Below are 12,870 nucleotides of genomic sequence, written 5' to 3'. Positions count from 1 at the left end.
AATAATTTCAGAGTTTTAGGGAGAAATTCCCTAATTATTCTTCTAGAGCTTCACTTGGATCGTCATTTGGGACTTCACTCAGATCTTCATTTCATCGCTCCACTTTGAGCTTAAATTAAATCACTATTTACACTTCCACAGCAAGAAAAACCCGACCTAATTTATAGGCCGGGCTCTGCATTATAGTGTTGTTATACCATTGCTGTTGCACTGCTCTCCAGCGAAGCTCTCCAGGAACGCAGCATCTGCAGATCAAGGGGTAGAAACTCAGCGAGCATATGGGAAAGCCCCAAATACAACGTACTATTCGTTGCTGCATTTAACTTCTCACAGAACTGTGGAGTCCATTGCAGTAAATGATCTTCCAAAAAGGCTACCTGAATATCAAGTAGATCCATAGCACTTCTAATTGAGAAGCTATTGTACAACATCCGCTCATGCATTACTGCCATAAATTCCAGCTCAATAGCAATATGATCATCAGCTTCACCATTACATTTGTTAAATACAATTCCTGCGGAAGTATACACATCAGCAAGCACGTTGCAGAAATCTTCAGAACGACCCAGAATAGCAGCTTCACGTAATTTAAAAGAGCTTACTGTCTGTTCGTGCATAAGCCGTTTATACTCTTGGGTCTCTTTCTCACATATATGGGGTAGCTTATTCGGTTCCTGACTCAGATAGCGCTTCAGTTCCCGTCCACCTTCCGTCATCTCTGCAGCAACACTCATCTTGCGATTGCGGCTCCACTGAGCCACAAGTGAGAGTGATGGTTTTCTACCCAAAAAATCCACTAAAAGCTGATATATTAATCCCCGACTTTCCAACCAATGGCTAAATGCCTCCGGCACGGCGAGCGATGGAACAGTTTGCATAGTCATTTTGCAAATCCTCCTCATTGGGTTTCCCGGTCACACACCGTCACATGATCGACGTGCAATTTCCGGTATCCTTTCTGTTTTCGCAAAAGTGAACGTAAAAGTAATCCGCACCTAGATTATATCGGATATTAAAAACGCTTTCCGTGAGCATTCTATGACTAATCTCTTCATTTGTCGTACTTTTGTCACATTTTTGCAAGTCTATTTCGGCTTTGTCATTCTATTTAGTTTGTCCATTATTATGCAATTAAATCACAACCCTCCTTATTCAAATAGGGGGAGTTTAACCCGTTCAATAGTTTGATCATTGACGTACCCGCGAGCGATCTTTAAAATTCTAAACAAGTATAAACACCTTCGCCTCCTCTTAAGGCGGGAAGCATTCAAAACACCAACAAATGAAGGGAGCAACGCTATGGAGCCGCTGACGGACCCTTTTGGACGTTTACATGACTACATCCGCATTTCGGTTACCGACCGCTGCAACCTGCGTTGCATTTATTGTATGCCAGCGGAAGGGATGGAATTCCAGCCGCAGGACGAGATTCTGAGCTATGAGGAAATCACCGCAGTTGTGGAATCGCTAGCACCACTTGGATTACGCAAGGTACGGCTAACAGGTGGAGAACCTCTTGTACGCAAAGACCTGGAGAAGCTAGTAACTATGATATCCGCCATTCCGGGGATCGACGATATTTCACTGACTACGAACGGATTAATGCTTCCAGCTAAAGCAGCGCTGCTAAAAGAAGCCGGGTTGTCACGGGTGAATATCAGTCTGGACTCTTTACGGCAAGATCGCTTCTCTATGATTACACGCGGCGGTGAGGTCTCCAAGGTACTAAAGGGGATCGAGGCAGCACAAGCTGCCGGGCTGGAGCCGATCAAGCTTAACGTTGTATTGATGAAAGGGATTAATGATGACGAGATCAAAGACTTCATCTCCCTTACGTTGAACAGTCCACTAAATGTACGTTTTATTGAATATATGCCCATCGGAAGTGCTACTGATTCTTGGCGCCAATCCTATCTGCCGCTGGAAACTGTTATAGAAGCTTGTACTGCAGCTGGTTGGGAAACCGAGGAAGCTGAGATGCCATCTGGTAATGGCCCTTCCCAGAATCGGCGGGTTATTGGAGCGCAAGGAACGTTTGGATTAATCCATCCCGTAAGCGATCACTTTTGCGATAACTGCAATCGTCTAAGACTAACAGCAGATGGCCATATCAAAGCTTGTCTATATTGGGAAGATGAGTACAATGTCCGTCCCCTAATAAGCGATCCCGCAGCAGTGCAGGCCTTATTCCGCAAAGCTCTGGGTAACAAGCCACATAACCACGAAATGGCATTAGCCTTGGAGAAAAAAGCACAAAGCCACACGCCGACGGCTCGGCGTATGTCTCAAATTGGAGGCTAGTCCGTCTCATTAAAAACGCCGCTTTCCCCAAGCCATCTGGGAAAAGCGGCGTTTCATTTAGAGATTAAAGGATAGCCTTCACCATCCACTATTATAGATATAGAGCCTCGAGCAGCTTGTAAAGCGTCGTTGCTGCCTCCGCTCTTGTAGCATTGTTCTCAGATCTGAATGTGTTATCCTCGAATCCACCCAAAATACCCGCTTCAACACCCGCTTTTACAGATGCCTGTGCCCATTGTGGAATGGAGGTAAGATCCGCGAAGTCCCCCTCTTTATCCGTTTGCTTATGGGCATTAGCCTTCAAAGCATTCGCGAGCATAACTGACATTTCGGCACGGGTAATCTTTTCTGAAGGCTCGAAGAACATTTTGCCGTTCACATCATATCCACGAAGGATTCCGGCATTTACCGCCGCTGCTACATCATCTGCAGCCCAAGCTGGAATCGCACTTTGATCCGCGAATTTCACTGTGCTACCTGTTGATTGCAAACCAAGCGCCCGTACAATCATAGAAGCGAACTGTGTCCGAGTAACATCCTCATTCGGGCGGAAGGTATGATCCTCGTACCCTTTCATGACGCCCATACCGATTAGACGGTCTGTAAACGCCGTGGACCAATGAGTATTCAAATCGGTAATCGATGGGGCCTGATAATTAAACACAGCATATTTGGCAAGCTGATTTAAGCTTGCAGTTATAGTTCCACCCGTTTGACTCTGACCACCAACATAAATCCACTTTTTAAGCTGCTCGTTGTAATAGTAGATAGCTGCTTTATTCCCCGATGTAATCTTGGCCGCATCGTAATTGAGGGACAGTTCCACAGGCTTATTGAGCATGCCTGCCTTGTCACTAGTAAGCTCTACTGCTGTACTCACAGCCTGAAGAGCGCCCATTGCTGGTGTCTCATCAGCAGCAATAACCGAAAAGGCAATTTCGCTGTTACCAGACAACGCTCCAGCCGGAATCGTAAAGCTGCCCACGTCTTTAAGTGTGCCCGTTCCTCCCTGCTGTGCTTTTACCTCCAATTCCACACGCGGAGTTGTAGAAGGCTGCTCTGTAGGAGATGGCGCCGCGGTAGGAGCTGGAGTTACAACTGGTCCGTTGCCTCCTCCGTTATTATTCCCCCCTCCACTGCTAGTGCCCGCAGTTACAACTACTGTGCGTACAATCTCAGTAGCTGCATTGCCAGCCAAATCTGTCGCATTGTACTTCAGTGTATAGGTTCCTGGAGTCTGAACATCCACTGTTCCTGTCACCAGGATAGAGCTAGCAATCCCAACCTTGTCAGTAACGTCTGCGCCCGGGTCCTTGAAGTCATCCCCTTGGGTCAGACTAAGACGGCTATCCCCCTTCAGGGTAATCACAGGTGCTGTACGATCGATATTCACAGCAAGCGGCAATGTTGTCTTATTTTCTAAAGAATCCGTTGCCTTGAATTGCAGTTGATGTTGGCCTTCTTCCGAAATCTCAACCACTTTCCCACTTTCATAGGGCAGGAAATTTCCGTTTACATCAGTCGCTAATTGAATGGATACATCCGCACCAGGAATATATACGCTAGCATACACACTTACCGAAACACTCTGATTCGTCCAGTCACCACTTAAATAAGCTTGTCCGTTCTCAGTCTTTAATGTGCTATGAAGCGCCAATGGGGTGATACTATCATCTCCGCTTAGCGTTACTTCAAAAGTCTTCGTTTCCGTAGCCAATCCCCGCTGAATTGTAGCTGTTAAGGTCAGCTTCGTATCCTTCTTAGGTTGGTAGATGATTTTACCTTCATTCGTCATTAGAACCGGATTGGAGCTTTTCCACACAATACTTGTCCCGTGTTTGCCTTCGGTAGGCAACGTTAGATCAGAAGTTACTGCGCTTGTGTCTCCTAGATCTAATGCAGTCATAGTATCGTTAACTGCCTGCTGATCGCTGTACGACTCCACATCCACAAAAATCGGATTGGAATAAAACCACATATCACTATAATTACGGGCGTTGATTTCTTCGAAACGAGTCAGGTTATCGACGGTATTATTTTTTGGATCAATCTGCGGTTCACCGTTAACCGTTTCTCCCGCAACATCAGTTCCAAGGTTAGTCCCTCTTAACCGGAAATAACGATCCTTGTCCGCTGCCTCTACCTTATACTTAATGACATTGTAGCCTTCGGAATCTGTAGTCCAGTCCTCGCTTGTGAAGCGTTTCAACACTTTTGTTGTATCGTTAGTCGCTTTGGTGTAATCAGGTGTACCTGGATTAACCTTGCCATGGACTTCACCGGAGATCAAATCTACGTGGTCTACCTTAACGGCGTCGCCATTATTATTTTGCTGTGGACTTTTGAAACGGATCGTAAGCTCTAGGTCGTCCCCTTGTTTTACGTCCAGTTCGCCACCCATTTCTTCCTCTTGTCCATCTCCAGACACGTTAAACTCTAATGCGTTGATGAGATCCCCAAAAACAGAGAAGGATTTCCCTGACCGCATGCCATCTACGACAGCGTTAATATCGGAGCCATCCACCCAGGTATAGTTCTTGGAATATTCACCAGGCCAGTAACCGCTGGAAAATTGATCATTTTTTGTTTTGAAATGAAAATCTGAGTTAGCAAAATTCCAAAATCTGCGGCCCTCACCCAGCAGTGCGTCCCACATTCCTCCAAGCTGTGCAACCTTGACGTCTGTACCTCCGTAAGTCTCAGGCGTCTCTCCCCGATCACTCGCCATCTGATTACCCAGCATACCTTCAAAGCCGAAGACAAGATTCGGATCGATATTGTTAAAGTCACGGATATCCTCTATTTTAAGCTCCGAGCTTGTACCATTTTTTCTGGAGGGGTGATTGATCAGTACATAGCTATCTGGATAATGACTACTGAGCCATTTCATAGCTGTACGAGTATCTTCTTTTGTAGAAAAAGCTCTCGTATCCGCCGCACTCCACTCAGCCACATCTGCCGGATCGAACATACTTACATCACGATTAGTAAATAAATATTCAAATTGATTAATAGCCTTCAAAGCTTCTGCGGACCCTGGATGATCTGTAACAATCCCAACTGCAGCATGATCGTATTGGGGCATATCCCACTCAAAGCCTGAAAAAATAATTTTCCCAGCATATTTACCTTCTGCCTGTAACTTCTTAATTTTCTCATTCTGATAATCCACAATACCTTGAGACATCGGAATGGAGCCGCCAGGTAGATTCACCCCTTCGTCATCCCGGTCAGATACCCGGAGGTGATCAGCCAATGCCATCCAGTCAAAACCATTTTGTTCAAATGCAGCATCGAGCACACTTTTTAATGACTCCTGAGCATCGTTCGATTCAAACGTATGAGCATGATATTCACCTGTCATCCATTTCCCTGAATGTTCAGAAGCAGTAGACGTGATATCAGGCGCTGATTCTCCTGAAGCACCATAAACTGTCTGTAATGAAAAGTTGGGTGCTAACAATAATACGGCAAGCGAACTAGTTAGAAAAACGCGAATTTTGCTCTTCTTCAAAATGATTAATCCTCCGATGTCTTTTGGATTTTCGTAGATTCTATATTTAGAATAGTAGAAAATTGTAAAGACATGTCGGATTTTGTTGCATGTTTATGTAAATATTCATATTTACATAAACAATGCCGATTTATTTCTTTGGCATTGGCAAGCTCACTACAAAAGCCGTTCCTTCACCCGGTCGGCTGGCCACGGTTACTTTACCGTTATGCAGCTCAACGATCTTCTTAACCAGTGATAGGCCCAGGCCACTACCGCCCCCGCTCGCTGTTCTAGCTTTGTCTGCCTTATAGAAGCGATCAAAGATGCGAGGTAAGTCTTCTTCAGAGATACCAATCCCACTATCTTGAATCTCCACCTCTACCCGCTCATCTATCGTTCGAAGCTTGATATGAATACATCCATTCCCGGGAGTGAATTTAATGCTGTTATGAAGAAGATTGGTCCAGACCTGGGTCATTAAATCTTTTACCGCAATTACATTCACTTCTTCCAGCTCGGCCTCTACCTCAATATTTTTCTCCAGCCACTGTGGCTCAGAAGCCAGAATTGTATCTCTAAGCTGTTTGTCCAGACGATAAACCTGATTTTCAAACGGAAAATTACCCGATTCGAGCGCTGATAGCTTCAATAAATTATCACTGAGCCCAGATACGCGGGTACTCTCAGCCACAATAATATCAATATAGTGCCTCTTACTCTCCATACTTAAGGTTTCGTCCTGCAGCGCAAGCGCAAACCCTCGAATGGAGGTTAGCGGGGATTGAATTTCATGTGATACATTGGAGATAAAATCCTGGCGCATGGTCTCCATCTGACTCAGCTCACTAGCCATTTCGTTAATACTCTCTACAATTTCGCCGAATTCACGGTATTCCCTATTTTGTTCAAGTACAACATCAAAGTCTCCCTTGGAAATACGGCGAATTCCTTCAATAACCGATTTATAAAAGACACGTTCCCAGCCACGAAAGAAAATAGAAAATAAGAAAAAGACCAGCAGTAAAATCACAAAGCCAACTAGAAAGGTGACCAATTGCAAAACATACTTCGAGGAAGGCCAGCCATATGCAGCATTCACTTGGTTCATTAGAAAATAAGCCGCAGTCCAGCAAAGCGCAGCTGCAGCAAGAAAGAGAATAAACATCAAAACATGCTTCACAATATCTTTAAACAAGTTCATGCATGCCCCTCCAACCGATACCCTAGACCACGGATCGTACGAATAACGAATCCATAGTTATCCTGATTGAACCGTTCACGCAAACGGTTGATATGCACATCGAGTGTCCGCTCATTCCCTTCAAAATCATAACCCCAAATTTCTTCGATCAGCCTGTCTCTTGTCAATGTTTGCCCCGGATAGCTGCCCAGCTTAAACAACAGCTCAAATTCCTTAAGCGGCAAGGTAATTTCCCCATACTCTGAGGACACCTCGTAGGTTTTGCGATTCATACGCAATCGGCCTACGGTCACACTTTGCGCGGCAGAAATCTGATATCGTTTAAGCAGCGCCTTTACTCTCGCAATAAGTACAACCGGCTCAAATGGCTTGACCAAATAATCATCACTACCCAGCTCAAAGCCTTTTACAATTTGTGAGGTTTCCCCTTTGGCTGTCAGCATTAAAATCGGGAAATCATAGTTCTGGCGCATCCGCCGGCATAGCTCCCAGCCGTCCATGTTGGGCATCATCACATCAATAATAGCTAAATCTATGTTATTACCTTCCAGAATCTGAAGAGCCTCCAGTCCATCGGAAGCTCTATAGATCTCATCCATTCCTTCAGCTCTCAGAAATACTTCTACCAATTCGCGGATGTGCGGATCGTCGTCCACTACTAGTATTTTTGTCATGTAGCACTGGAGCCTCCTCTTCAATGTTCTGAACCTCGGGGTTATTCATCTGTAGCTGCTGGGTGGCAAATTCACGATACAGCTCATGGTTTTCCAGTAGTTCCTCATGACTTCCCTTTCCGGTAATTTGACCTTTTTCCATAAAAATAATCTGCTCTGCATTTACAACAGTAGCCAAACGGTGCGCAATTACAATCGTAGTCCGACCCTTCATCAGATTGGACAGTGCCTTCTGCACCACGGCTTCTGATTGGCTATCCAGACTGGAAGTGGCTTCATCAAGCATAAGAATCTTCGGGTTCCGCAGCAGTGCTCTAGCAATAGCAATCCGTTGCCTCTGTCCACCAGACAGCTTCACGCCTCTTTCGCCGACATCCGTATTATATCCTTCAGGAAGTGCATCAATAAAACCATCTGCATAAGCCATTGCTGCAGCTGCGTGCATCTCCTCCCTGCTAACGTCACGATCCAATCCATAGGTTAAATTCTCAGCAATCGTACCAGCCAACAGTGGACTTTCCTGCGAGACATACCCTATAAGCTTCCGCCACGAACGCAATGAGAATGTAGACACTGGCTTGTCACCCAGCTTTATCAGACCTGACTGAGGCTCGTAAAAACGTTCTAGCAACGAGAACAAAGTGGTCTTGCCGCCCCCGCTCGGTCCGACAATAGCCGTCACCTGACCAGGAAGCATCTGGAAGCTTACATCATTCAATACCTTCTCACCATTTTTATATCCAAAGCTTAATCCCTCTACTGAGATCGGACCTTCTGTGCCATTTGCCTCTTCCTGTCCCTCATATACTTCCTCTTCTGCTGCCAAGGTCTCAATAATACGCTCTGAGGCACCCTTAGCTTTCTGAATCTGTGTGAAGAACGTAGTCAGTTGAGTAAGTGGCATAATAATCTGAATAAGATAAAGAATAAAGGCGACCAGTTCTCCAGCCGTCAAGACGCCGGAAGATACCTGCATCCCACCATAACCGATAATGACCACAAGCAGCATCATAAAAACAAAGGAGACGAGTGGACTGATCATCGCGCTAATCTTGCCTTCACGAATACCAAAGGAAAGCAGGTTCATAATTCCAGTCTTGCCTGCCTCGTACTCTTTTTTCTCTGCGCCTGAGGATTTGACCAGACGGATCTCAGATAAAACACCACTAAGTGTAGCAGTAAAAGAAGCTGTCTCATCTTGCATTCCCTTGGAAATTTTGTACATCTGCCGCCCGAGTGGTACTAGTATCAGCGCCGAAAGTGGAAGAACAGTGAATAGAACAAGTGTCATTTTCCAATTTAAAAATAGCAGAACTGAGATCGAACCTACAATGGAGATCACTCCGGTAAATAAGCTGGCTAGATGTTCAGAAATCAGCGTTTTGATGATCCCTGTATCATTCGTCATGCGGCTGACACTTTCTCCCGTTCGGTTGTCATTATAATAAGCCACAGGCAGAACTAGAAATTTACGCCACAGTCGGTCCCGCAGACCTGCAACCATCTTCTGACCTGCATAATTGAGCAGATAGATAGAGATCCCTCCCGCAATGGTCTGCGCAATAAACGCAGCTGCTATACCCGCAATCTGCAGCTTGCTCACGGAGGCCAGAGAGAAGCCATCCACCAAGTTCTTAGTGAACATCGGGATGACCAGACTGACCAATGTCGATATCATGCTTAACGCAATGGCTATAGCCAATAAGCCGTATGAAGGCTTGGTTTCTCTTAGTAGCGTTAAAAACGGCTTCAGCGCCATCTTTCGCTTGGATTCGGATTTCTTCATGACAATGACTCCCCTTTTCTAAATAGCTCTACGAGAAAAGCATAGTAATATCTTTCTCGCCTTACACCCATCCTATCTGCAGATTGTAAACTGAAGTTAAACGCGCCGATCAGACAATACTGCCTTGTCATTTCCCATCCTGCGGGAATAGTCATAGGCCAAAATAACGCCCGTTACACTTAGCGTTTGTACCTTCTACGCACGCGTTCACGCATTTTTTGTCGCTTATCGTCTCAAACATAAATAAAACCCAAAATAATGTAAAAAAGTAAAAAAGGGTGTTTGTATCCCTTTTCAACACGTGTTACAGTGATAGAAGGGCCTACTATTGGCCACTCTACTCCATGCAAGATATTTAGTGAGAAAGGAGTGAACCATTTGCGAAAAGGCGTTATTCCATCTTCTATCACGTCTTTAAAATGGTTCAATTTTTTTGTATATGGAACCATGGTCCTCTTCACCAGCTTCTTTCAACTATACCTGCTGGATGTAGGGATGAACAAATTAGAGATTGGTGTCTTATTCTCTATGGGAGCGCTAGTATCCATATTTGCAAATCCATTTTGGGCGTTCTTAACAGACCGTTCTCAGAATATACGGCGTATCGTTTTGCTAATGTTATTCGGAACGCTAGTGTTCTCACAGTTTATGTTTCGAGCAAATACATATGAAACGATCTACAACGCCATTATTTTGTTCTATTTCTTCCAAGGACCACTATTTGCTCAAAGCAACACGATGATTCTCAGCTATATTGACGGAACTAATCAGCGCTTCCGTTCTTTCCGGCTTTGGGGTTCAATAGGGTGGGCAGTGATTGCGATTGTCGCCGGCTTTATCCTGGATTGGGCTGATGTATCCATCTTGACCTATCTGCTTACAGCGTTACTAGGTGCATCAATCCTATCCGTTCTTGTATTGCCTAAAATTAACCATACCATTATGAGAGCTCCGATGCCGTATAAGGGCTTAAGTAAGTTGATTTTCAATCCTTTTTTCTTGTGCTTTTTATTGTTTGGTATTCTGGTATCCATTCCAAACACTATGAACACCACATTTATATCCTTGTATATTACGGATCTGGGCGGCTCTAAAAAAATGATTGGTCTTGCCGTATTCCTCTCCTCCATTTTGGAGGTAGGCGTATTCGTTCTCTGTGACCGGTTCCTGAAACGTAAAATTTCTGTTCTGCTCGGCTGGCTTGCATTGGTCAGTGGTTTGTTCGTTTTGCGTTGGTGGTTTATGGCTGATGCGACTACTGCCCTTCAAGTGGTGTTCATTCAAATTTTACACTGCATAACGTTCGGCGGCTTTTTCTATGTAGGTACCCAATTGACGATGCTCCTGATTCCACGGCCTTATCGCTCTTCCGGACAAGCGCTCTACACCCTAAGCTGGAGTGGGATATCCGGTTTCATTGGAGGTATTCTCGGAGGTTGGATGTATCAGTATCTGGGTGCACAAAGCATGTATCAGACGGGTGTATTTTTGACGCTTATTGGAACGCTTGGCTTTGGTTTCATGTGGCTCTTTGTTAGCCGTGGAGGGTATCGCCCCCCTTCAGAGGAAGATGAAGAGATCTTCGACATCGAAGCATTATAATCAACAAAAAGCAGGCTCAAACGTACCTATTCGGGACGTTTGAGCCTGCTTTTTGTTGTTACCTTGATTAATTTATCTGTTTAGCCTTGTTTAGGAGGCTGAAATGAACTCTTCAGTGAAACGATAAGATTGAATACGAGATGTCCAGGCGCCGAATATTTGCTATCCACATTAAAATAGCCATGACGGAAGAACTGGAATTTATCCTGAGCCACGCTATCCTTAAGCGCAGGTTCAACAAACCCTTGCAGGATTTCTATGGACTTAGGATTAAGCTGATCTAAGAAGCTAGGCTCCGATTTCTCTACCGAGGAATCCAAACCTTCAACCTCCACAGCCTCATCCGCTTCTTCAGCAGAAATCAGAGGCTCGTATAGACGGAATTCCGCAGGAACCGCTTGGCTAGCTTCAACCCAGTGCAACGTACCTTTTACCTTGCGGCCTGTAAATCCACTTCCGCTCTTCGTTTCTGGATCATACGTACAATGCAGCTCCACTACCTCGCCATTCTCATCCTTAATAACCTCATTACATTTGATGAAATAAGCATGCTTCAGACGTACTTCATTACCAGGGAACAACCGGAAATATTTGTTCGGCGGATTCTCCATAAAGTCATCACGCTCAACATAAATTTCACGCGAGAACGGAATTTGACGTACGCCCATTTCCTCATTCTCTGTATTATTCTCCGCTTCAAGCCATTCTGTTTGACCTTCTGGATAATTGGTGATAACAACCTTAAGCGGTCGTAACACAGCCATAGTACGCGGTACAGTTAGCTTAAGATCCTCACGGATAAAGTGCTCCAGCATTTGCAGGTCCACCAGACCCTGACTCTTGGAGATCCCTGCTTCATACACGAATTTACGAATTGCTTCCGGCGTATATCCTCTACGGCGTAGACCAGAAATCGTAGGCATCCGTGGATCATCCCAACCATCCACATGTCCTTCGTCTACAAGCAGCTTCAGCTTACGCTTACTAGTCATCGTTTGAGCCAGATTCAGACGACCAAATTCATATTGATGAGGGACAGCTGGCATCTCACATTCAGCTACAACCCAATCGTAGAATGGACGTTGATCTTCAAATTCGAGCGAGCAAAGGGAGTGAGTAATCCCCTCAATAGCATCTTCTAACGGATGAGCGAAGGTATACATTGGGTAGATACACCATTTATCGCCTGTGTTATGGTGATGTGCATGTGTAATCCGATAAATTACAGGATCACGCAGGTTAATGTTCGGTGACGCCATGTCAATTTTGGCGCGAAGAACCTTCTCACCGTCCTTGAATTCGCCTGCACGCATACGCCGGAACAGATCCAAATTTTCTTCGATACTACGATCACGATGCGGACTGTTCTTTCCTGGTTCCGTCAGCGTTCCACGCAATTGACGAATTTCATCCGCATTGAGGTCATCGACATAGGCTTTGCCCTTTGTAATTAATAATTCGGCACGTTTGTACATTTCCTCAAAATAATCAGATGCAAAACGCAGCTCTTCCCATTCATAACCGAGCCACTTTACATCTTCCTGAATCGAGTTTACATATTCCGTATCCTCTTTAGCCGGATTCGTGTCGTCAAATCTTAGGTTAGTTTTGCCACCGAACTCGTCCGCCAGTGTAAAGTTAATCCAGATCGCCTTGGCATGTCCGATATGTAAATAACCGTTCGGCTCCGGCGGAAAGCGTGTGATAACTTCTTTTACTTTACCGGTACGGAGGTCTTCGGTAATAACATTCTTAATAAAATTGGAGGGGGTGCTACGGTTCTCCACAGCTATCAACCTTTCATTCTGTA

At 45.0% G+C, this 12,870-nt stretch carries 8 protein-coding genes; 2 read left to right on the top strand and 6 right to left on the bottom strand.

Annotated elements, in window-relative coordinates:
* Positions 1-191: 191 nt before the first annotated feature.
* Entirely contained in the window at positions 192-884 is a 693-nt protein-coding gene (locus tag MKX60_RS05725; RefSeq protein ID WP_042192508.1) for a TorD/DmsD family molecular chaperone, read from the bottom strand.
* Between the two features lie 415 nt (positions 885-1,299).
* Between MKX60_RS05725 and moaA the strand changes: the two genes are divergently transcribed.
* Complete coding sequence (gene moaA / locus MKX60_RS05720; RefSeq protein WP_076285640.1) at positions 1,300-2,301, top strand: GTP 3',8-cyclase MoaA; 1,002 nt, start codon at positions 1,300-1,302, stop codon at positions 2,299-2,301.
* Between the two features lie 91 nt (positions 2,302-2,392).
* Here the strand turns inward: moaA and MKX60_RS05715 are convergent, their stop codons facing one another.
* From MKX60_RS05715 to MKX60_RS05700, 4 genes are all read right to left on the bottom strand, one after another.
* Positions 2,393-5,815 (bottom strand): S-layer homology domain-containing protein, encoded by a 3,423-nt coding sequence (locus tag MKX60_RS05715; RefSeq protein WP_341059272.1) that lies wholly within the window; start codon positions 5,813-5,815, stop codon positions 2,393-2,395.
* Positions 5,816-5,945: 130 nt separating this feature from the next.
* Positions 5,946-6,998 (bottom strand): sensor histidine kinase, encoded by a 1,053-nt coding sequence (locus tag MKX60_RS05710; protein ID WP_341059270.1) that lies wholly within the window; start codon positions 6,996-6,998, stop codon positions 5,946-5,948.
* On the bottom strand, positions 6,995-7,672 hold the full coding sequence (locus MKX60_RS05705; protein ID WP_341059269.1) for a response regulator transcription factor: 678 nt from the start codon (positions 7,670-7,672) through the stop codon (positions 6,995-6,997). The genes MKX60_RS05710 and MKX60_RS05705 overlap by 4 nt, the downstream gene beginning before the upstream one ends.
* Positions 7,602-9,458, bottom strand: a complete 1,857-nt coding sequence (locus tag MKX60_RS05700; RefSeq protein WP_341059268.1) for an ABC transporter ATP-binding protein — start codon at positions 9,456-9,458, stop codon at positions 7,602-7,604. Before MKX60_RS05700 ends, MKX60_RS05705 begins: the two co-directional genes overlap by 71 nt.
* Before the next feature lie 369 nt (positions 9,459-9,827).
* Here MKX60_RS05700 and MKX60_RS05695 point away from each other — a divergent pair, with 369 nt between their 5' ends.
* A complete protein-coding gene (locus tag MKX60_RS05695; RefSeq protein WP_405175197.1) occupies positions 9,828-11,060 on the top strand; it encodes an MFS transporter in 1,233 nt (410 codons plus the stop codon).
* An 80-nt stretch (positions 11,061-11,140) separates the two neighbouring features.
* On the opposite strand, the gene MKX60_RS05690 is transcribed toward MKX60_RS05695, so the two are convergent.
* Positions 11,141-12,847, bottom strand: coding sequence for a glutamine--tRNA ligase/YqeY domain fusion protein (locus MKX60_RS05690; RefSeq protein ID WP_341059267.1), 1,707 nt, complete (start codon positions 12,845-12,847; stop codon positions 11,141-11,143).
* Positions 12,848-12,870: the final 23 nt, after the last annotated feature.

The organism is Paenibacillus sp. FSL R5-0914 (assembly GCF_038004525.1).
In the GTDB taxonomy this organism is placed as follows: domain Bacteria; phylum Bacillota; class Bacilli; order Paenibacillales; family Paenibacillaceae; genus Paenibacillus_AQ.
Note: the sequence above shows the minus strand (reverse complement) of the source record. Positions and strands in the feature narration are given on the sequence as shown.

Bases quoted from the DNA above. Each gene is read 5' to 3' on its own strand.
- MKX60_RS05705 (WP_341059269.1), bottom strand. From the start codon at position 7,672: ATGACAAAAATACTAGTAGTGGACGACGATCCGCACATCCGCGAATTG.
- MKX60_RS05725 (WP_042192508.1), bottom strand. From the start codon at position 884: ATGACTATGCAAACTGTTCCATCGCTCGCCGTGCCGGAGGCATTTAGC.
- moaA (WP_076285640.1), top strand. From the start codon at position 1,300: ATGGAGCCGCTGACGGACCCTTTTGGACGTTTACATGACTACATCCGC.
- MKX60_RS05700 (WP_341059268.1), bottom strand. From the start codon at position 9,458: ATGAAGAAATCCGAATCCAAGCGAAAGATGGCGCTGAAGCCGTTTTTA.
- MKX60_RS05710 (WP_341059270.1), bottom strand. From the start codon at position 6,998: ATGAACTTGTTTAAAGATATTGTGAAGCATGTTTTGATGTTTATTCTC.